Source organism: Providencia sp. PROV141, from assembly GCF_028481645.1.
Taxonomy (GTDB): domain Bacteria; phylum Pseudomonadota; class Gammaproteobacteria; order Enterobacterales; family Enterobacteriaceae; genus Providencia; species Providencia rettgeri.
Genome location: NZ_JAMPPR010000001.1, coordinates 192056 through 213699, shown reverse-complemented (window position 1 = coordinate 213699; position 21644 = coordinate 192056). Strand labels below are relative to the sequence as shown.

Here is a 21644-nt window from a genome sequence, read left to right as displayed (position 1 = left end):
CTAACGTTCCCCATTTTCATACTCACTGATTCGAGCCACTTTTGGCGCCGAACGTCCTCCTTCATAATGGGAAGCCAACCATGTATCGATAATGCTTTTTGCTAATTCAGGGCCAATCACTCGTGCGCCGAAGGTAATAATTTGTGCGTCATTGCTTTTTTGAGCTCGCTCAGCGGAGTATGTGTCATGGCACAGTGCTGCACGAATTCCCGTGACCTTATTGGCAACAATCGACATACCAATTCCGGTACCACAAATTAAAATACCGCGCTGGTGTTTGCCTTGTACGATCGCAGTTGCAACCGCATGGGCAACATCAGGGTACATTTCGTCTGCAACCCCAGTGTTTAAGCAGTAATCAGTCACTTCAATGTTTAGTTCTGCTAAGTGAGCTTTAATCAAATCTTTCATTTCAAATGCAGCGTCATCCGCGCCAATAGCAATAGATAGCATGATAGAGATCCTTATTGTTGAACAAAAGTTCATAAACCAATCAAATGTACTATTTAGAAAATAGGATCTTATGAACAAATAATCAATAGCTGAACATATGTTTTTATTTTTATGATGATGAATTCTGTGATCTACAGCTTTAAATTTAATTATTTTTGCAAAAAAGGTGGGAAATAGTCGTTTTAAGGCGATTTTATGAGAATTTTTGCACTGAATCACACTTTGACACTCTCACTATGGGCAAGGATGAAGAAAAGGAGGTATGGTTAATTTGTATCTTCATTGAACTTATGTTCATTTTACAAACCGCCGAGGATAGAACTATGTGTGAACACTGTGATTCAAAAGCAACGATGAGCGCAGGCATTCCAGAAAAAATGAAAGCCGTGGTTGCTTATGCTCCAAAAGACTACCGTTTAGAAACTGTCGATGTCCCTAAAATTAGTGAAGAAGAAATTTTGGTTCGCGTAGAAGCTTGTGGCATCTGCGCGGGTGATGTGAAGGCTTTTGAAGGTGCCCCTAGTTTTTGGGGAGATGCAGAACAGCCCGCTTATATCAAAGCGCCAATGATCCCAGGGCACGAATTTATTGGCCATGTCGTAGGCTTTGGGTCAAAAGTGGAAGGTTTTGCATTAGGTGATCGTGTTATTTCTGAACAAATCGTACCTTGTTGGGAATGCCGTTTCTGTAAACGCGGCGAATACTGGATGTGTGAAAAACATGACCTGTATGGCTTCCAAAATAATGTGAATGGCGGTATGGCGCAATATATGAAGTTCACCAAAGAAGCCATTAACTACCATGTGCCGGTCGAGATGCCAATCGAAGACGCTATTTTGATTGAACCTTACGCCTGTTCTTTACATGCCGTACAGCGTGCCAATGTCAAATTGGGTGATGTCGTCGTGCTTTCTGGCGCGGGAACATTAGGCCTGGGCATGATTGGGGCAATTAAAAAATCCGGTGCTGGTAAGTTGGTCGTTCTGGATTTATTTGATAAGCGCCTTGAATTAGCGAAAGAATTTGGTGCTGATATCGTATTAAACCCGAAACATGATGATGTCGACAAAATTGTCAAAGAGATGACTGAAGGTTATGGCTGTGACATTTACATTGAAGCAACAGGGGCGCCCAAATCGGTTGAGCAAGGCCTGAAGATGATCCGTAAATTGGGTACATTTGTGGAGTTTTCTGTATTTAAAGACCCAGTGACAGTGGACTGGAGCATTATCAGTGACCGTAAAGAACTGGATTTATTAGGTTCTCACCTTGGTCCATATTGCTATCCACTCGTGATAGAAGGTATTGGTAACGGTGATTTCCCAACCAAAGGCGTGGTGACGGATATTTTACCTTTAGATAAGTTTGCGGAAGGTTTTTCAATGATGGCGAAAGGCGACCCGCACATTAAAGTGGTTCTCGACCCGAACCTGTAGAGCTGTCGTGGGTTGAAAAAAAGACGAAATTAAAAATATAACGATAAAAATTGGACCTGAATAAATGTCACCCTACCAAGGCTTGTTATTCAGGTCCTAACCCAGCGAACAAGCACTGAGGTCAATAATATGATAATCAATAAACTGTCTAAAGTAACGGGGTTTTCACCAAAGTTACTACTTGGCTATTTTGGCGTCCTGATCTTTATGATGGGGGAAGGCCTAGAACAAGGCTGGCTGTCACCTTTTATAATTAGCCGTGGAATGAGTATTGAAGAATCTTCATTACTATTTAGTGTGTATGGTTTTTTTGCTGCTGTGGCCGCGTGGTTATCCGGCGTATTAGCTGAAATTTATACCGCTCGTCGTGTGATGATTTTTGGTTTTGTGATGTTTGTGATTGGCTCGATTATTTTCTTATCTGTTGGCTTACCGAGTAACAGCCTGTCTATCATGATCCCAACCTATGCACTGCGTGGTTTTGGTTATCCCATGTTTGCCTACGGCTTCTTAGTTTGGGTGGCCTATGAGGCACCAATTAAAAAACTGGGCTCGGCTGTCGGGATCTTCTGGTTCGTTTATAGCGGCGGGCTGGGTGTTTTAGGGGTGATGTATTCGAGTTATGCGCTGCCAGTTTTAGGTGAAATGGCAACGTTATGGAGTGGACTGATTTTTGTCACTATCGGTGCATTTATTGCTATTGCACTTAACCGCAACAAAGCGGGAGATACACCAGAGGCACCGAAAGAAAAAGTATCGCTCAGCTATGTGTTTAAAGGGATCACCATTGCGTTTGAAAATCCAAAAATTGGTTTGGGGGGCATTGTTCGTACCATTAATACCTCGGCAGCATATGGTTTTGTGATCTTCATGCCAATGTTTCTTGCTGACTTTGGTTTTTCCCGCACAGAGTGGTTACATATCTACGCAGCACTTTGGACAGTGAACATCGCTTTTAATCTGATCTTTGGTGTTGTCAGTGACCGTATAGGTTGGCGCAATATTGTAATTTGGTTTGGTTGTGTCGGCTGTATGGTTTGTACCTTAATGTTTTACTACGTGCCTTATTATTTTGGGCACAGTTATACCCTGATGATGATCGCCGCTGGCTTATTTGGTGCGTGCCTCGCAGGATACGTACCACTGTCAGCCATCATGCCGAGTTTAGCGCCTGAAAATAAAGGAGCTGCCATGTCAGTCCTTAATTTAGGCGCGGGTTTAAGTACGTTTGTCGGACCTGCACTTGTTGGGCTCTTTATTAGTAGCGTAGGTGCGTTTGGCGTGATTTGGATTTTCTCGGGGCTCTATTTATTTAGTGCGATATTGATGAAATTTATTACTGTGCCGGAAGAATTACTTGAACAGTCGGCAAAGATGCAGCTAACACCAGAAAATAAGTAAAAGAGGGAATTATGAATAGAATCATTAATGAACCTGATCTTGTTGTTGAAGATGCGATTCAAGGTTATTTGAAAGCGCACCCTGAATATTTTGCGCAAACAGATAATGCGCGCGTTCTAAAATACCCAAAAGCACCAATACAAGGGAAAGTGGGCATTGTCACTGGTGGTGGTTCAGGTCATGAACCTGCGTTTTTAGGCTACGTGGGCGAAAACATGTTAGATGCGGTGGCGATTGGTGAAATTTTCTCCTCACCAACGGCTGGGGCATTTTTAGATGCGTTTAAAGCAGCCGATAGTGGTGCGGGGGTTGCCTGTTTATATGGTAATTACGCAGGCGATAACATGAACGTCAAGATGGCGATGAAAAAGGCAGAAAAAGCGGGTATGCAAGTCAAAGCCGTGGTCGCTACCGATGATGTCGCCTCAGCACCTGCCAGTGAAAAAGAAAAGCGTCGCGGCGTTGCGGGTGAAATTCTTATGTGGAAAGTGGGTTCTGCCGCAGCAAGTAAAGGCTATGATTTAGACGGTGTGATTAATGCGGCACAAAAAGCGATTAATAACTGCCACTCTATTGGTGTTGGGCTAACGTCTTGTACCATACCTGCGGTGGGTCATCCCAATTTTCATATTGAAGACGGGATGATGGAGCTCGGTATTGGTCATCATGGTGAACCAGGCATTGAAATTATGCCAATTCAATCCGCAGCGCAAATGGCAAAAACCATGTTAACGCCAATTTTAGATGATATGCAGGCAAAGCAAGGTGATGAAGTTGTCGTATTAGTTTCAGGGTTAGGTGCCACTCCCGTGATGGAGCTGTACATCTACTATGCAGAGGTTGAAAAACAACTCAGTGAGAAAGGTGTGCGTATTGTTCGTAACTATGTTGGTAACTACTTTACCTCATTAGAAATGATGGGGGTAACACTGACATTAATGAAAGTGGATGATGAATTGAAAACATTGATGGATGTTCCTGCGTATTCATTGGGTTTAACACAGGTCAAATAAGGAGACAACTATGCAAGTTATTTCAACGGGCAACGGTAAGGAAATTACCCTTGATTTAGTGAACATTATTGTTTCTAACCGTGAATACCTCAGCGAAATTGATGGTGCAATAGGGGATGGAGACCATGGCATCAATATGGCGAAAGGCTTCAACTTATGTGCTAAAGCAATTGCAGACCGTGAATTATCACTCAGTGAAGGGTTTGAAGAAATTTCTGATGCATTGATGGAAGGCATTGGTGGTTCAATGGGGCCACTTTATGGCAGCTTCTTTATGGGGATGTCAGACAGCATTTCAGGGAAAAATGCGTTATCGCAACAAGATTTCCTCGCTATGCTAAAAAATGGGTTATCTGAACTGCAAGACATCAGTAGCGCGACAGTGGGGGACAAGTGCTTAATGGATACATTGATCCCCGCAGTTAATGCCTTTGAAGAGGTAACAAAATCAGGAAAAAACTTTAAACAAGCGCTTGATGCGATGCAGGCCGCCGCCGTTGCAGGCCGTGATTCCACGGTAGATTTAGTGGCGAAGATTGGCCGTGCAAGTCGCCTTGGTGAACGCTCAAGGGGCGTGTTAGATGCAGGTGCGACTTCTTGCTGTTTATTATTGTGCCAATTAGCACAAAGCATTGAAAAACAGAGTGCATTAACCAATGCATAATTGTTTTATATAACTCTTATCGTGGATATATAGACAAAAACCATTGCTATATATCCACTCTCTTTTATAACTCACTTATTAATTGCCACTAGAAACGCTATACTAAAACCTTATCATCCTTGTTGCGATTAACACCAATAAAGAGGAAACCACTATCTTATGGATAGATCACAAACATCTTCCGACATCGAGCTACTGACTGAAATTGCGATAGCTTATTATCGTGATGAAATTACCCAGGAAGAGATCGCCAATAAGTTTGGTATATCGCGAATTAAGGTAGGGCGCTTACTTAAGCGAGCAAAAGAGGAAGGTATTGTTGAGATCAATGTTCGCTATCATCCTATTTTTAGCACTCAGCTAGAGCAACAGCTACTTTCTCGCTTTCCGATTTCCCGTGCGTTGATTGCCCTCGACCATCCTGATGAAGAAGAACAACGCTACCAAGTTGGCACACTAGTCGCTAATTATTTATCGACAACGTTACGAGACAACATGATAGTCACGGTCGGCCAAGGTCGCAATGTTGCAGTAGTGGCTGATAGCGGTGGGGCCGTCCCTGAAAAAGATTGCCGTTTTATTTGCGGAATTGGTGGAACGCACCGGCCAGGAGATTCCATCAATGCGGACCATATCAGCCGCCGCTTAGCGAAGAAATTTGGTGGAACCAGTGAAACGCTATACGCGCCTGCCTATGTTGAAAATAACGAATTAAAGCAATCTTTTATGAAAAACGGTACCATCAAGGAAACGCTCGATCGCGCCCGCAAAGCGGATATTGCCCTAATTGGTATTGGCGATATGAATGAAGACAGCTATATGGTCAAACTAGGTTGGTTTACACCGCGTGAAATTGTTGATGCGAGTTTAAATCAAGGGGTAATTGGTGATATCGCAGGTTATGATTTTTTTAATGCGCAAGGGCAACATGTTGATACAGTGATGAATGACAGAGTGATAGGCCTAAGCATAGACGAACTCAAGAAAATCCCTTGCGTAATAGCCATTGCTTCTGAATCCTCTAAGGCTATGGCCATTATGGGGGCACTGCGGACGGGAGCGATTGATATTATCGCAACGAGTGCGAGTAATGTAAGGACGATTTTAAAGATGTCCCAATAGCTCGTCATACTTCAAGCTGTCGCGTTGTTGACGACGTTCATTCGCATTAGTCACATACTTGTGTATGCTCCTAACGACTCATTCACTTGTCGCCTAGCGACAACTTGAATTATTTAGAGCTATTATTTGCCATACTTCAAGCTGTCGCGTTGTTGACGACGTTCATTCGCATTAGTCACATACTTGTGTATGCTTCTAACGACTCATTCACTTGTCGCCTAGCGTCAACTTGAATTATTTAGAGCTATTATTTGCCATACTTCAAGCTGTAGTGTTGTTGACTAGATTCATTTGTTTGTTACCTAGCTGTAATTAGAATCATTCATGCCATCTATTATAAAATGGGTTTACATAGCCTAATTAGTTGCCTTATTATTTTAGAATGTATTTGGGAGATGGCATTCCTCCTTTTTATAAAACCGCCCGCAGAGGGCTGATGATGCCTACGTTAACCTTTTCATTGAATAGGGTACGTAGGTATTATGTGCCCTGGATTTTGGGCATAAATGCGGCAATAGGAAACTTTCCTTTCATTTATCCCGCCAAACATCAAAGGAAGTTTCTATGTATGCCTCATTATTTGCAATTGCGATTGGTTCAGTGCTTGGCGGATGGCTAAGATGGTTTGTTAGCCTAAGACTCAATCACCTTTACCCAAACATTCCCCTTGGTACGGTTGCGGTCAACTTAATTGGCGGCTTTGTTATTGGTTTTGCCATTTCGTATTTTGCCAATGCAAATATTAGCCCTGCCTATAAATTATTCATTGTGACGGGTTTCTGTGGTGCATTTACCACCTTTTCGACCTTTTCACTCGAAGTGTTGTTGCTAATCCAAGAAGGTAAATTGGGCTTCGCCATTAGTACCATTGCCATCCACGTAATTGGGGCCTTAATATTTACCTTGCTTGGAATGTTATGCCATCATTGGTTAACACAGGCATAATTTATTTATTAGCTAACAAATGATGTGCAGTGGCTTCATCGGTCACTAAGCCTGTTACCCAACCGCCATTCATAACTGCTTGAATTGCTTGTGTTTTGTGTGCTCCGCCCGCAAATGCGATTACAGGCCTATTTGGGGAAGGGAACAGCGGAACACTGGTGTGTGTGTCATCCAAAGCTGTAGAAAGTCGCTCGCCGTTAGCTTGGATAAAATGCCCCAATAGCTCTGCGGTTACACCTTTTTCTAATAACATTTCCATTTGTTCATCGGTGACGAAACCTTCCGAATTGAGTGGGCAGCCTTTGCCGACTTCACCAATACCAATAAAGGTAATATCTGCATTCAGAGCCTTTTCCGTGACTTCCTTATACACGCGATGTTGGCACCACATTGCTTTATCTTCTGGGCTGTCGGCGTACAGTGGCGCAGGTAGAATATAGTGTCGGCATTGTAATTTTTCTGCAAAACGTAATGGAATATCATAGCGTGTTGCTGAGCTATCGCGGGCAATAGCGCCTATTAGTGAAACACATTGGTGCTGGGAGGTTTCTAGATAAGGAAGGGCATCAATAATACAGCGTAATGTTCTACCTGAACCAATACCAATAATTTGAGGCTTATCGGGTTCGATTAATTGTTCCATGAGCTCAGCACCGGCCACTGAAATCATATCGAGTGTAGCTTCTGTATCCAGTTGCCCTGACGGGACAACAAAGCAATGTGTTAGGTGATACTTTTGCTGAATTTCATTAGCGAGCTTTAAACATTCAGTAATCGGGTGCGTGATTTGCACCTGAACCATACCTTGTTCTTTTGCTAGAGAAATAAGGCGTTGAGCGACTTGTCTCGATAGCCCAAGTTCATGCGCAATTTCCTGTTGTGTTTTGCCTGCCACAAAATATAGCCATGCCGCACGTGCAGCTTGTTCCATTTTTTTTAATTCTTTCTGCATGGACATTCTCCTGCTGGTTTCGCTTATTGTAATTCTGGGCAATTGTTTATTAAAAGGGCAAAAGTCAATACTGTGAGCATTATCGCAGTAATTGTGATCAGATTGAAACTAAAATATAACAAACGGGCATATGCCCAAAAAAATAGCAATTATTTAATTTTAGGTTAAGGAGTCACAATGCTAAAGCAGAAATCAGTGTGGATGCACATCGGTGCTGGGTCATTTCATCGTGCTCACCAAGCGTGGTATTTGCACCGCTTGATTCAACAAGGGGATGATAGTTGGTCAATTGCCTTAGGGAATATTCGCAATGATGCGAATGCATTGCTTGATAACTTAACCAAGCAAAATGGGGAATATACCCTTGAAACAGTCTCACCTGAAGGTGAGCGTCATTATGAAAAAATTACTTCAGTGCGCAAAGTATTGCATTGGGATGATAATTTAAGCCAATTAGTGGAACAAGGCTGTGATAAAGCAACTCGTGTTATTGCTTTCACGGTCACAGAAGCAGGCTATTATTTAACCCCGCAGCATGAATTAGATGCAGAACAGCCAGACATTAAAGCCGATTTAACGGGCAAAATGCGCACGATCTACGGTGCGTTAACTCAAATTTTACGCGCACGTTTAGCGGCTCATGGTGAACCTGTCACTTTGTTAAACTGTGATAATTTGCGCCACAATGGCGAACGGTTTAGACACGGCTTTTTATCGTTTCTGCAATTAAAAGGTGAAACTGAGCTATACCAATGGGTGAAAGAAAATACGCGTTCGCCGAACACCATGGTTGATAGGATCACGCCTCGCCCAACGCCAGATGTTGCTGAACGTGTTAAACAGCAAACGGGTTGGGATGATAAAGCACCTATCATGGGAGAGGCATTCATTCAGTGGGTGATTGAAGATGACTTTATTAATGGACGTCCTGCATTAGAAAATGTCGATGTAGAAATGGTTGAGTCCGTTTTACCGTGGGAAGAAGCGAAAATTCGTATTCTGAATGCCAGCCACAGTTGCATTGCTTGGGCAGGAACCTTAATCGGTTTGAACTTTATTGATGAAAGCACCCGCCAACCTGCTATCAAACAAATGGCATGGAATTATGTGACACAGGATGTTATCCCGTCATTGTCACCAAGCCCCCTTGATTTAGAACAATACCGTGATGTAGTACTCGCGCGCTTTAGTAATCCGTATATTCAGGATACTAATCAACGTGTTGCTGCTGATGGTTTATCAAAAATTCCTGGTTTTATTACACCAACACTACAAGAATGCTATCAGCGTCAGCAGACTCCGGCAGCGACAGCTGTGCTGCCCGCTTTATTTTTCGTATTTCTACAGCGCTGGGCTCGTGGTGAATTACCTTATGAGTATCAGGATGGAGTGCTGGATGTCGCGCTATATCAAAAAATGATGAATAGCAGTGACGCATTGTCGCAATTTGTCTCCAGTGAAATGTTATTCGGTTCACTTGCTCATGCTACCGAATTCCATGAATTGATGAGCAACACCGTTGAAAAAGTTGAAAATTGGCTCAAGTCACCTCAACAACCTCTGTAAGGAGAAAGGCGATGTACCTCGGAATTGACTTAGGCACTTCAGAACTTAAGGCTGTATTAATTAATGCTCAGGGTGAAATTGTTGCCTCAAGCCATATGGCATTAACAGTACAAAGGCCATATTCTCAGTGGGCTGAGCAATCGCCAGATAGTTGGTGGGAAGCCACCAATGCGGTTGCCGCTACCTTGCGCCAAAAATCCCCAGAAGCATGGGCGGCGGTAAAAGCGATTGGCTTATCGGGCCAAATGCACGGTGCGGTATTATTAGACAGCCAGCACCAAGTACTTCGCGACTGTATTTTATGGAATGACACCCGCAGTGCGAAGGAATGTGAATGGTTAATGGAAAATCACCTTGAGTTTCTAACTATTGGCGCTAATTTAGTGATGCCAGGTTTCACAGCACCCAAATTATTGTGGGTTGCACGCCATGAGCCTGAAATATTCAAACAAGTTGCCAAGGTGTTGCTTCCTAAAGATTATTTACGTTGGAAAATGACTGGCCAATTTACCAGTGATATGTCTGACGCTTCAGGTACATTGTGGTTGGATGTGGCTAAGCGTGATTGGTCAGATGAATTATTAGCGGCAACCAATCTAACTCGTGAACAGATGCCAGCTTTAGTTGAAGGTGCTGAAAAAAGTGGTGTGTTACGGGCCGATTTAGCTTCGCAGTGGGGGTTAAGTGCCGATGTGATTATTGCTGGTGGAGGGGGTGACAATGCGGCCTCTGCGGTAGGCGTTGGCGCAATTAATGATGGCGATGCTCTGATTTCTTTGGGGACATCTGGCGTTATTTTTGTGGTTAATAATCAACTACAAGCAGCACCACATCAGGGGGTCCATGCTTTTGCCCATGCATTACCAAACCGCTGGCACCAAATGAGTGTGATGTTAAGTGCTGCCAATTGTTTGCGTTGGCTTTGCCAACTTCTTTCCACAACTGAAAACCAGCTAATGGATGAAGTGGGGCAATTGACCGATGACCAGAAAAAGTTAGCGCCAGTATTTTTGCCTTACCTTTCAGGGGAAAGAACGCCTCATAATGACCCTTACGCAATGGGTTCATTTTTTGCGTTAAAAAATGAAACAACGCGTGCTCAGCTTGGTTATGCGGTGATTGAAGGGGTGACCTTCGCTCTGGCGGATGGCATGCAGGTTTTAACGCAAACGGGAACGCAAATTAGTCGGTGTAGCTTAACGGGGGGAGGAGCACGTAGTCCTGTTTGGGCACAACTGATTGCTGATGTTATCGATATACCGATTGTGACCCACCCAGCGAGTTCATCGGGGGCTTTAGGTGCGGCCCGTTTAGCATGGCTGGCGGACGGTGGTAATACAGAAACCGTGTGCCAAAAACCAGAAGTGTTAAGTACCTATTTACCGCAGAAACAGTACCAAACTTGGTTAAATCAACGGCTTGATGTTTTCCGTTTATTATACCAACAGCAAAAACAAGCAAGGGAATTATTGCCACAATAGGCGAGTGTGGCGGTGTTTCCCTACACATCACCGCCACAGCTATCTCTTCGCGATTGATTAAAATAACAAAATTAAAATGAGGAAACTGCAATGGAACAGAAGCAGTATTGGCTTGGTCTACCTAAGCATTTGTTCTGGGGTTTTATTGCTATTGCTATTTTTATGAGTGGTGATGGCTTTGAAATGGCTTTTTTATCAAAACATATTACTGATTTAGGGTTTACACCGGCACAATCAGCGATGGTATTTACTGTCTATGGCTTAATGGCCGCTGTTGCGGCGTGGGCATCTGGTGTTGTGGCTGAAATTATCACCCCCCTAAAAGCCATGATGATCGGGTTCATTCTCTGGATTGTCATGCATGCATTGTTCATGGCGTTCGGTCTGGGCATGAAAAGCTATACCTTGATGCTACTATTTTACGGCATTCGTGGATTAGCTTATCCATTGTTTATTTATTCATTTATGATGATGTTGGTACAAGTCATTCCTCGAGCGCACCTTGCCGCCGCTACCGGTTGGTTTTGGGCGATGTATTCAGTCGGAATTGGTGTCATTGGTAGCTATTTACCTAGCTTTTCAATCCCAATGATGGGGGAGACGGGCACATTATGGATGGCAATTGGTTGGGTTGCACTTGGTGGTGCGATTGCATACTTTAGCCTACGTAATGTTCCAGTTGATCGCTCTAAAGTCAATTTACCGATGAAAGATAAAATGGCCGAGTTATCCCGAGCTGCGACTATTTTATTCACCAACAAAGATATCTTTATGGCGAGTTTAATCCGCATTATCAATACCATTTCGTTATTTGGTTTTGCGATTATCATGCCATTATTATTTGTTGATCGCTTAGGCTTTACTATTTCTGAATGGCTACAAATTTGGGCGGTATTCTTCTTTGTGACTATCTTCACCAATATTTTTTGGGGAATTGTTGGCGAGCATATTGGTTGGGTTCGCCAAGTTAGATGGTTTGGCTGTTTAGGTATGGCAATATCCAGCTTAATGTTTTACTACTTACCCGTTTATTTCGGTCATAATTTTGCCATAGCATTAATACCTGCCATTTTATTGGGTATCTTTGTGGCTGCTTTTGTTCCAATGACCGCGGTATTCCCGAGTATTGAGCCGCACCATAAAGGAGCAGCAGTCTCAATTTATAACCTTTCAGCAGGGTTAAGTAATTTTGCCGCACCTGCAATTGCCAGTTTAGTATTGCCTTTCTTTGATATTGTGGGCGTTGTGTGGGCCTATACAGGTTTGTATATCTTTGCAGGAATACTGACATTCTTTATTAAAGTGCCACAACCCGGTTTTGAAAATAATCGCAAAATAAAACCAGCGAAGGTGGTGACTGAACAACAAACCAGTCATTAATTTACTTTATCTAATATCATTAAACCCTGTAGATAGTGAATTATCTATGGGGTTTTTCTTTATTTAACCAAACTCTGTTATTGAGACAAACTAAATTGAAGATGAAGGGATATCGTCCTTTGCAACGGCAATATAAAGAGAAACGGTTTAAAAATAAAATAAAGTAGAATATTTCCTATAAATAGAAATATGAGTCATATTTATAAGGTGATTTTTCATCTTATTGCGATAATTATTGAAAATACAGCACTGGACAATAGAATATAATTTCATAGATTAAAAAATCAGCTACAGTCGATTTGTTTATAAATAATTACATAAATGACATAAAATATTAACTTCTAAACCTGCATTTAGAGAATATTAAGGTGCTTGCCCCCTTTCAATGTTATATCTGACTATTTAACTCACAGCTTACCTTTATTCCAAGCTGTTTAAATCCGGTTTTACTCTCTATACATCTGAATTTTCGGTGTTATGATGAATTTTGTTGCAAATTCGTATATTTGTAGCGAAATACTCTCTATATTGGTGTTTTATTGCGCCAAATAAAATTTATAATCCAATCTTAATTAAAATTAATAGTTTGTAATACTAAAAAATAATCTAATAAAAAAAGATAATTGCGGGGAAAAAGTTATGTCACAGATGTTAGCTCTGTTTCTGATAGTAGGGATATTATATATAGGGGATGCTATAGCCGTTAGAACTAAGGCTTGGATCCCATCTGTATTTGTATGCGCAGTGCTCTTCCTTTTAGGTTATTGGACTATTTTCCCGAAAGATATTGTGAGTATTGCCGGTATTCCTCAAGTGGTTGCGGTTACCTTGATGTATTTGTTAATTACAAATATGGGGACCTTATTATCGCTAAAAGAATTATTACGCCAATGGAAAACCATTCTTATCTCCTTAGCTGGGATTTTAGGCATCATTTTCTTAACCTTTATTGTTGGTATAACCTTATTTGATTTAAATACGGTATTAGTTGCAGTTCCTCCGTTGGTTGGTGGTATTGTTTCTTCGTTAATTATGTCAAAAGGTGCTGCGGAGGCAGGTCTTGTTGATCTTTCGGTTTTCGCAATTTTAATTTACGTCATGCAGGGGTTTGCAGGTTATCCATTAACTGCGGTGATGCTAAAAAAAGAAGGGCGCCGAGTTTTAGAAAAATATCGCAATGGCCAATGGCAAGAAACCTTACCGGTAGACGGGGCGAAAGAGGTCGAAGTTAAAACGGTGGTGTCTGAAGATGAAATGCCACGTATGTTTAAAAAAATTCCTAATCACTATAACACGAGCTATTTTAAATTCTTACGCTTAGCTGCGGTAGGCTATTTGGCTTATTTGGCCTCATCTTATGCAGCCCCTTATGTCAGCATTAGCCCATTTGTATTGTGCTTATTATTTGGTGTTATTGCTTCTTCATTGGGTTTCTTAGAAAGACAGCCGTTACAAAAAGCTAACGGCTTTGGGTTCGCAATTATGGCTTTAATGTTGTTTATTTTCGATACATTAAACCACGCGACCCCCGATATGTTATTACGCCTAGTTTATCCGATGGTGGTGTTAATTAGTGCAGCGGTTATTGGGATGTACCTTGCATCTTGGGTGGTTGGTAAAATATTAGGCGTTACCAAAGAAATGGCATTTGCTGTTGCGCTAACAGCGTTATATGGCTTTCCTGCTGACTACATTATTACTAATGAAGCAATCAACGCGTTAACGAAAGACGAAAAAGAACGCCAAGTATTAACTAGCCATATGTTAGGACCAATGTTAGTGGGTGGCTTTATTTCTGTGACCATGGTTTCTGTCGTATTAGCAGGTATTATGGTGGCTTATATTGTTCCGATTGCAGGGTAAAAATAATGGAAACAAGTACTTCAAGAATTCAGCGCCATTTAGAACAGTTGGCAGAATATACCGCAACGCCGGGTCAGGGTACTACGCGGATGAGTTACAGCGAACAAGATAAACAAGCGCGCGATTACCTAAAACAAGAAATGCGTACCTTAGGATTACAGGTTCGTGAGGATGCTATTGGCAATATTTATGGGCGCTTAGAAGGCCAGCAACCGGATTTGCCTACGGTCATTGTCGGTTCACATTTTGATTCGGTTCCTCACGGTGGGGCATTTGATGGTCCAGCTGGTATTGTCACCGGTTTGGATGTTGTGGCGCGTATTCGCGAACAAAATTTAACACCAAAATATCCCTTAGAAGTGATAGCGTTGGTTGAAGAAGAAGGTACCAGTTTTGGTCGTGGTTTGATGGCTTCGAGTGTAATAGCAGGGCTAATTGGCACCAAAGAATTATATCAGTTAAAGGATAGGCAAGGCGTGAGTGCTGCTGCACGCATGGCCGCGGCTGGGTTCAATGCAGACAACGCAGCGCAAGCGGTTCTTAATCCTAAAAATGTCAAAGCGTTCTTAGAGCTACATATCGAACAAGGCCCAGTGTTAGAACAGGCCAATGAAGATGTAGGGATCGTAGAAACTATCGTAGGCATCAGTCAGTTAGAAATTAAATTGACAGGTAAAGCAGGCCATGCAGGTACCACGCCGATGAATATGCGAGCCGATGCATTAGTGTGTGCTAGCCAAATTATTAGCCAAATCCCTGCACTAGCAACGGCCGCGGGGGGTAATACGGTGGCGACCGTAGGGCGGTTAGCGGTATTGCCGAATGGGGCTAATGTCATCCCAAGCGAAGTCACTTTTAGCGTTGATATTCGTTCCAAAAATGATATTGCGTTACGTAAGGTGATTGAGCAAGTTATTGAGTTAACGGAGCAAGTTAGCAATTCATTAGCTATTTCAAGCGATATTGTTCAGCCGTTATATGTTCAGCCAACGGAGCTCAATAGTGATATTCATCAACTGATGCAACAACATGCTAGTGATCAAAACTTACGTTTTCGTTCAATGGTTAGTGGTGCAGGGCATGACACTATGATTTTTGCAGGTATTACTCAAACAGGACTGATATTTGTGCCAAGTCGTAATGGATTAAGCCATCATCCAGATGAATGGACGGATTATGCACAAATTGCAAGAGGTGCAGATGTGATGTTTGCTACTGTTAAGTCATTAATAGAATGCTAATTAATAAATAAACCAGGTAAATTATCTGGTTGTGTAATAGGGTAAAAAGGTAGAAAAATGATCAACAAAACAATTACAGCCGCAATCAAAAAACACACACCTGAAATGATTGCTTTTCGTCGTGATCTACACGCTCACCCTGAACTACCGTTTGAAGAAATTCGTACAACAAAACGTATTGCCGAAGAATTAGACAAAATTGGAATAGCGTATCGATTAACCGAACCTACAGGTGTTATTGCTGAAATTAAAGGTGGTAAGCCAGGTAAAACGGTTGCTCTGCGTGCAGATATAGACGCATTACCCGTTTTGGAATTGAATGATTCATTAGAATATAAATCGACTATTGAAGGTAAAATGCATGCTTGTGGCCATGATGCGCATACGGCAATGCTATTAACCGCAGCCAAAGCGTTGTATGAGGTACGTGAAGAATTAGCCGGTAATGTGCGTTTAATTTTCCAACCAGCGGAAGAAATTGCTCAAGGCGCATTAGCCATGATCAAACAAGGCGCAATCGAAAATGTGGATAACGTTTTTGGTATGCATATTTGGACAACCACACCATCAGGAAAAGTGTCTTGTAATGTGGGAGGTTCTTTTGCTTCCGCTGATTTACTGAAAGTCACCTTTAAAGGCCGTGGTGGTCATGGTTCTATGCCAGAGGCCACTATTGACGCTGCGGTTGTTGCTTCTGCATTTGTCATGAATTTACAAGCGATTGTCTCCCGTGAAACGTCGTCTTTAGACTCAGCTGTGGTCACGATAGGTAAGATGGATGTCGGGACACGTTTCAATGTTATCGCTGAAAATGCAGTATTGGACGGCACGGTACGTTGTTTTGATATCGAAACTCGTAACCGTATCGAAGCTGCGATCCGTCGTTATGCAGAGCATACAGCGGCTATATATGGTGCGACTGCACATGTTGATTATATCTATGGGACACTACCTGTTATTAATGAGGAGCGCAGTGCGTTATTGGCTCAGTCAGTGATTTCTCAAGCTTTTGGTGAGCAAACCCTGATTAATGAAAGACCAACACCGGGCGGTGAAGACTTCAGCTTCTACATTGAAAATATCCCAGGGTGCTTTGCTTTATTAGGCACAGGAAATGCTGAAAAGGATACTCAGTGGGCACATCATCATGGCTGTTTTAATATTGATGAAGACACGATGGCCACAGGAGCTGAACTTCATGCGCAATATGCGTGGAGTTATTTACAGCAACAGGAATTTTAATTGAGTATGTTAATGCTATTAGGGCTAGTTATTTTGCCAATACCGGGGTTACCACTAGCCCTACTGCCTATTTATTTTGCCTATTAAGATTGGTTAAAACTGCGAATAGCGGCCTATTGTATGGCTGCTATTTGTCGTGATGAATAAAAATAGCTTCTCTTAAACGCTGTTGTTGTTCAAAACGTTGTTCTTGGTTGATTTGCTGATCATGAGATAGCTGCATTAGCATTTCATTCATATTATGAACTGAGCTTTCATCAATCAGTTGATTTATTTTTTCAACAATTTCATCATAGTAGGACATAAAGCAGGCTCCAATTAATATTCACTAAAGTTATCATAACGCTAAATCTAATGGGTCAGATAGGTTATTAATTCTGTTTATCGATCACCATAACTGCCATCGTATTGGGTTCTAAGGCTCGCATTATATGCGGCTCATCTCCGGGGTAGTGAATATAGTCCCCAACCTGTAACTCAACAGGATTATCCAATGGGCCGACTAACGCTCTGCCGGACATAATAATGATGTGCTCGCTGACACCATGCATATGCGGTTCTGAAATACGATCACGACCGGGCTGGGTAACCACAGTATAAATATCACGTCGCGAATCTGCAGGGGCTGATGAGAGCAAAAAGGCCAAATAATTCGCGTGTTCAGCACTGACTGGTATCGCCTCTCCATGACGGATCACCGTGACAGCCTCTTGTTTTTCTTCAATTAATCGCGCAAAAGGAATGTCTAAAGCCACACAAAGTGCCCATAAGGTTTCAATGCTAGGGTTACCACTACCAGATTCCAATTGAGAAAGTGTAGATTTAGCGATGCCCGCTTTGCGAGATAGCTCTGATAGGGATAGCCCGCTTTTTTGTCTTTCACGACTAAGGGCTTTCGAAATCAACTCAATGGGTGGGGAAGGTAGATTCAATGTTAATTTTCCTATTTAGATTGCACTTTATACTATCTATCGACATAATGAACGAATGTATTATATATCGAACGGTCTAGGGATGCTAACTTCAATAAGCTCAACATTAAATCATAGCACAGTGAAAAATATAGCTCTTGTCTGTTTTGCTGACTTAATTGTCGGCATTTCTTATGGAGCATTGGCGCTTTCGCAAGGGTTTGATTGGTGGGTGCCACTTACTTTATCTATTTTAGTGCTCGCAGGGGCGTCTGAATTTTTGTTTATTGGTGTTATTTTTGCAGGGGGGAGCCCACTTTCTGCTGCACTTGCGGGGTTGCTAGTCAATTCACGACATATCCCTTTTAGTTTTGCGACTAGCGAATTAACGGGCAAAGGAGTGAAGTCATTACTGGGCTACCATATTATGAACGATGAGAGTGTTGTATTTGGTTTAGCTCAAGAAACTGAATCAGAAAAACGCGCAGCTTTTTGGTTGTGTGGGATAGGTATTTTATTGTGTTGGCCTGTCGGTGTCGTGATAGGTGAGGTATTGGGCAGCTTTATTAGTGATACGCATATATATGGGATGGATGCGATGTTTCCTGCGATCATTTTAGCACTTTCATTGCCTGCGTTATCGGATAAACGCCTGAGGTTAACTGCCATTATTGGTGCAGTCATTGCGGTTGCAACCACACCAGTCTTACCCGCAGGGATCCCTGTATTACTGGCACTATTGAGTTTGGTTATTTATATAAGGAAATAATAATGACAAATAACCCATGGTTAATTATTAGCGGTATTTTGTTGTTGGCAGTTGGCACTTATTTAATGCGAGCCTCAGGCGCTTTGCTGCGCGGCCGAGTGGTACTTTCTGAAAATAATAAAATGTTATTTTCAGCAGCAGCCATTGTTATTTTATTCTCAGTGGCAGTGACATCGACATTATTTTCCGGTGATGAGATTTCTGATTGGCCTAAGATTGTAGGCGTGCTGGTGGCAGGGGTACTAACGTGGTTTAAAAAGCCTTTTATTATCATTGTGTTGTCAGCTGCGATTGTGACTGCGTTACTTAGGTTATTCTAAATAAGGTTATTCTAATTAGAGTTAATCTGAATAGCGCTTATTTATATATCTTATATAAGCCAGAGCAGATAAAAAAGTGACCCCGACTTGAAGAGAGTTGGGGTCACTGAAATTTACTCAGTGAGATCTTTTATTGTTTCAGAAGAGCCATTTTTTTGGACAGAGGCAATCCCTTTTAGCGCAGATTGCTTGGAAGCATACATTTCACTTTTAGCAATCACTTCATGATTTGCTGCTTTTAAAACGAAATAGTAAGGCTGAGCAACGTCTTTAGTGGATTTTTTTAATTCAAAATACCCCATGTTAAGCTCCTGATTTTCTATTGAAAGGATGACAAACAAAGTGTTAATAGGTAACTGATATTAACAATCTGCTTGAATTAAGGTTAGTCGCTATTAGGTGTTATTACTAGGGAGAAGGATTCAATTCGGATAAACTTTTTTTTAAAAAAAAAAGCCTCTGGGAAGCAGAGGCAATCGTAGGATATATAGAACTCTTTATTATCTGAATAAAATATCGGCTTTTTCTTGTAACAGCTATCTGGTTGTACTTATCGATATAAAAGGTTTTGCCGATAACTTCACTAATCCTCATTGATGCTAACTATTATTTTGCCGCTGGAGCACTAATTGGTTCTGGTATCGGCATGGTATTCATTGGTTTAAATTCAGGAACTTCCATCACTGTAACTTTGACAATATAGCGTTTGCCATCTTCGATTTTAGGGGCACTATTGGCCAGTTTTTTTACAGTTTCATTTGGTGTTGTCGTTTGTTCTGCAACGCTATATACCATATTGTGATGGTTACCCATGTGCTGACGAGGCATTTTTTGGTTTACACCATTTGCTGCTGCGGTAAAACCGACGGTTAATAATGCTAAAGCTAATAAACCTGTATTTAATTTTTTCATTTCAGTTTCCTCTGTATTGGTGATGAGCGAATCATTCACCAATTCATTTCGTCTCGCAATCGCTTTTACCTCCCCTGACGGAAGCTCCATAATTACTGCACTTTTTATTCAAGCTTGTTCCATAATTTTTATAAAACAGTGGGTTAGTAGACGATAATTTACATTTTTAGACCACTTGTGCTAATGCAAATTTCAGTGCTGGAGACATCAAAGGGGATAGTCTAGGATGGTAAGTTAGGTTCAACAAAACTCTAACAAAGTGAGTGTGTATGTCAGATAAAAAAATTCCTCTTTCGTTGCTCGACCTTGCGCCAATCATTCAGGGGTCGACAGCTAAAGAGGCCTTTGCTCATTCTCTTGATATTGCCCAACTAGCCGAAAAACTTGGTTATCATCGTTATTGGCTTGCGGAACACCATAATATGACAGGGATTGCAAGTGCGGCCACCTCGGTGCTAATAGGTTATCTTGCTGCAAATACGCGCACTTTGCGTTTAGGCTCTGGTGGCGTCATGTTACCGAATCATTCACCGTTGGTGATTGCAGAGCAATTTGGCACGCTAAATACACTTTACCCTGAACGTATCGATTTAGGTATAGGGCGTGCACCAGGAAGTGACCAACGGACGATGCAAGCTTTACGTCGCCATATGAATACGGATATCGATAATTTCCCGCAAGATGTAGCGCAAATTATTAATTGGTTTGATGCCATAAACCCAGATCCAGCCGTGCGTCCAGTGCCCGGCTTTGGTGAAAAAATTCCGGTTTGGTTGCTAGGGTCGAGTTTATACAGTGCAAGGTTAGCTGCGCAGATGGGGCTTCCTTTTGCTTTTGCCTCTCATTTTGCTCCTGATTTGCTATTACAAGCGTTGGAAGTTTATCGTGCTAATTTCCAGCCATCGCAGAGACTCTCTAAGCCGTATGCAATGGTTTGCATTAATATCATTGCCGCAGAGACTCAACGTGAAGCGGAATTTTTATTTACATCGATGCAGCAAGCCTTTGTCATGCTACGTCGTGGCCAACCCTCTCAACTTCCTGCACCAGTCGAAAGCATGGAAAATATCTGGTCACCTGCCGAGGAATTTGGTGTTCAACAAGCATTAGGAATGTCACTGGTAGGGGATAAAACCAAGGTACGTCATGGGTTGGAAACGATATTGAGGCAAACTCAAGCGGACGAAATTATGGTTAATGGCCAAATTTTTGATCATCAAGCTCGTTTGCACTCTTTTGAGTTAGCGATGCAGGTAATGAATGAAATTATGTAATGTATATAGCTGAGCGGTTAACACCAGTGCAAGGACGCATTTTTCAGACTTGATGCAAAAAAGAGATAACCCAGAAAAATCTGGGTCATTGACGGCTAGCAAGCTATTTGTGGTTGATGAGGCTCTAAGGGGGTAAACCGTGAGCAGCACGCGCTCTATCGCAGGCTTCGTTGTAAACACCATCCTGCCAAGATTGTTCGAACTCACGACACGGTGTGGGTCTTTGTGCATAAATCGAACAAGACACACACTCACCAATAGTGCCCTCTAAAGCCGTACAGCGGGTATTTTGTTTTTGATTGGTGCCATGCATACAACTCATAAATGGGGTAATTTGCTCAGTTAAATGTTGTGGTACAACACCACCGCCACTTTCTGCCTCAGCCCAATAAAAAGAGACACGAAAATAGGCACAACATGCACCGCAGCTTACACAAGGGTTTTCTGAAGAAGCAGTTTTTAGGATATGGACATTATTAGTCATATTAAAAAACCATAAATGATGTTGATAAAATACCCATAGGAAATGGGTTGACGCAACACAAGCAGGAAGCTCAAGAAAACGTTGCTCAGACTTTATTATCTTACGTAATTCCAGTTTATTGCAATATTATTCAGCACAAAAAACTGATTTTTTTAATGTTCACCAAGGTTAATAAAATTGACGTATTTGTGATAACCATAAAAAAACCTGCCAGT

At 41.9% G+C, this 21644-nt stretch carries 22 protein-coding genes and 1 riboswitch; of the genes, 15 read left to right on the top strand and 7 right to left on the bottom strand.

What is annotated here, in order from left to right; translation table 11 throughout:
• Complete coding sequence (gene rpiB / locus PSF09_RS01010) at nt 1–453, bottom strand: ribose 5-phosphate isomerase B (RefSeq protein WP_109911228.1); 453 nt, start codon at nt 451–453, stop codon at nt 1–3.
• Nucleotides 454–776: 323 nt separating this feature from the next.
• Between rpiB and PSF09_RS01005 the strand changes: the two genes are divergently transcribed.
• From PSF09_RS01005 to crcB, 6 genes are all read left to right on the top strand, one after another.
• Nucleotides 777–1889 carry an MDR/zinc-dependent alcohol dehydrogenase-like family protein gene (locus PSF09_RS01005; RefSeq protein ID WP_272683342.1) on the top strand — a complete coding sequence of 371 codons (1113 nt, stop codon included), beginning with the start codon at nt 777–779 and terminating at the stop codon, nt 1887–1889.
• 129 nt (nt 1890–2018) lie between these two features.
• A complete protein-coding gene (locus tag PSF09_RS01000) occupies nt 2019–3290 on the top strand; it encodes an MFS transporter (protein ID WP_210839428.1) in 1272 nt (423 codons plus the stop codon).
• Nucleotides 3291–3301: 11 nt separating this feature from the next.
• The gene (locus tag PSF09_RS00995) at nt 3302–4303 is read left to right on the top strand and encodes a dihydroxyacetone kinase subunit DhaK (RefSeq protein ID WP_272683341.1); all 1002 of its coding nucleotides are present in this window, start codon (nt 3302–3304) and stop codon (nt 4301–4303) included.
• A gap of 10 nt (nt 4304–4313) precedes the next feature.
• Nucleotides 4314–4967, top strand: a complete 654-nt coding sequence (gene dhaL / locus PSF09_RS00990; RefSeq protein ID WP_210839427.1) for a dihydroxyacetone kinase subunit DhaL — start codon at nt 4314–4316, stop codon at nt 4965–4967.
• 159 nt (nt 4968–5126) lie between these two features.
• Nucleotides 5127–6089 carry a sugar-binding transcriptional regulator gene (locus PSF09_RS00985; RefSeq protein WP_210839424.1) on the top strand — a complete coding sequence of 321 codons (963 nt, stop codon included), beginning with the start codon at nt 5127–5129 and terminating at the stop codon, nt 6087–6089.
• Nucleotides 6090–6471: 382 nt separating this feature from the next.
• Nucleotides 6472–6542, top strand: a riboswitch (Fluoride riboswitch).
• 111 nt (nt 6543–6653) lie between these two features.
• A complete protein-coding gene (crcB, locus tag PSF09_RS00980; protein WP_272665123.1) occupies nt 6654–7034 on the top strand; it encodes a fluoride efflux transporter CrcB in 381 nt (126 codons plus the stop codon).
• Between the two features lies 1 nt (nt 7035).
• On the opposite strand, the gene PSF09_RS00975 is transcribed toward crcB, so the two are convergent.
• The gene (locus PSF09_RS00975; RefSeq protein WP_272665122.1) at nt 7036–7986 is read right to left on the bottom strand and encodes a sugar-binding transcriptional regulator; all 951 of its coding nucleotides are present in this window, start codon (nt 7984–7986) and stop codon (nt 7036–7038) included.
• A 177-nt stretch (nt 7987–8163) separates the two neighbouring features.
• Between PSF09_RS00975 and dalD the strand changes: the two genes are divergently transcribed.
• The 6 genes from dalD (at nt 8164) to PSF09_RS00945 (ending at nt 16759) form a co-directional block, all read left to right on the top strand.
• Nucleotides 8164–9552, top strand: coding sequence for a D-arabinitol 4-dehydrogenase (gene dalD, locus PSF09_RS00970; RefSeq protein ID WP_272683340.1), 1389 nt, complete (start codon nt 8164–8166; stop codon nt 9550–9552).
• A gap of 11 nt (nt 9553–9563) precedes the next feature.
• Entirely contained in the window at nt 9564–11033 is a 1470-nt protein-coding gene (gene xylB / locus PSF09_RS00965) for a xylulokinase (protein WP_272683339.1), read from the top strand.
• A 90-nt stretch (nt 11034–11123) separates the two neighbouring features.
• Nucleotides 11124–12413, top strand: coding sequence for an MFS transporter (locus PSF09_RS00960; RefSeq protein ID WP_210839414.1), 1290 nt, complete (start codon nt 11124–11126; stop codon nt 12411–12413).
• 639 nt (nt 12414–13052) lie between these two features.
• Nucleotides 13053–14276, top strand: coding sequence for a hypothetical protein (locus PSF09_RS00955; protein ID WP_272665119.1), 1224 nt, complete (start codon nt 13053–13055; stop codon nt 14274–14276).
• A gap of 5 nt (nt 14277–14281) precedes the next feature.
• A complete protein-coding gene (locus PSF09_RS00950; protein WP_272665118.1) occupies nt 14282–15517 on the top strand; it encodes a Zn-dependent hydrolase in 1236 nt (411 codons plus the stop codon).
• Nucleotides 15518–15574: 57 nt separating this feature from the next.
• Nucleotides 15575–16759: an amidohydrolase gene (locus PSF09_RS00945; protein ID WP_272665117.1), complete on the top strand. Its 1185-nt coding sequence runs from the start codon at nt 15575–15577 to the stop codon at nt 16757–16759.
• Between the two features lie 127 nt (nt 16760–16886).
• Here PSF09_RS00945 and PSF09_RS00940 read toward each other — a convergent pair whose 3' ends face one another.
• Nucleotides 16887–17063 (bottom strand): DUF2526 family protein, encoded by a 177-nt coding sequence (locus PSF09_RS00940; RefSeq protein ID WP_210837742.1) that lies wholly within the window; start codon nt 17061–17063, stop codon nt 16887–16889.
• A 67-nt stretch (nt 17064–17130) separates the two neighbouring features.
• Nucleotides 17131–17691, bottom strand: coding sequence for a helix-turn-helix domain-containing protein (locus PSF09_RS00935; protein ID WP_272665116.1), 561 nt, complete (start codon nt 17689–17691; stop codon nt 17131–17133).
• A gap of 82 nt (nt 17692–17773) precedes the next feature.
• On the opposite strand from PSF09_RS00935, the gene PSF09_RS00930 reads away from it, so the two are divergent.
• The gene (locus tag PSF09_RS00930; RefSeq protein WP_272665115.1) at nt 17774–18439 is read left to right on the top strand and encodes an AzlC family ABC transporter permease; all 666 of its coding nucleotides are present in this window, start codon (nt 17774–17776) and stop codon (nt 18437–18439) included.
• A 2-nt stretch (nt 18440–18441) separates the two neighbouring features.
• On the top strand, nt 18442–18759 hold the full coding sequence (locus PSF09_RS00925) for an AzlD domain-containing protein (RefSeq protein ID WP_210837736.1): 318 nt from the start codon (nt 18442–18444) through the stop codon (nt 18757–18759).
• Nucleotides 18760–18872: 113 nt separating this feature from the next.
• On the opposite strand, the gene PSF09_RS00920 is transcribed toward PSF09_RS00925, so the two are convergent.
• Entirely contained in the window at nt 18873–19061 is a 189-nt protein-coding gene (locus PSF09_RS00920) for a YegP family protein (RefSeq protein WP_004263611.1), read from the bottom strand.
• 304 nt (nt 19062–19365) lie between these two features.
• Nucleotides 19366–19761, bottom strand: coding sequence for a hypothetical protein (locus PSF09_RS00915; RefSeq protein ID WP_272665114.1), 396 nt, complete (start codon nt 19759–19761; stop codon nt 19366–19368).
• Between the two features lie 179 nt (nt 19762–19940).
• On the opposite strand from PSF09_RS00915, the gene PSF09_RS00910 reads away from it, so the two are divergent.
• The gene (locus PSF09_RS00910; protein ID WP_210837732.1) at nt 19941–20945 is read left to right on the top strand and encodes a luciferase-like monooxygenase; all 1005 of its coding nucleotides are present in this window, start codon (nt 19941–19943) and stop codon (nt 20943–20945) included.
• A 124-nt stretch (nt 20946–21069) separates the two neighbouring features.
• Here PSF09_RS00910 and PSF09_RS00905 read toward each other — a convergent pair whose 3' ends face one another.
• Nucleotides 21070–21429, bottom strand: coding sequence for a YkgJ family cysteine cluster protein (locus PSF09_RS00905; protein ID WP_164529415.1), 360 nt, complete (start codon nt 21427–21429; stop codon nt 21070–21072).
• Nucleotides 21430–21644: the final 215 nt, after the last annotated feature.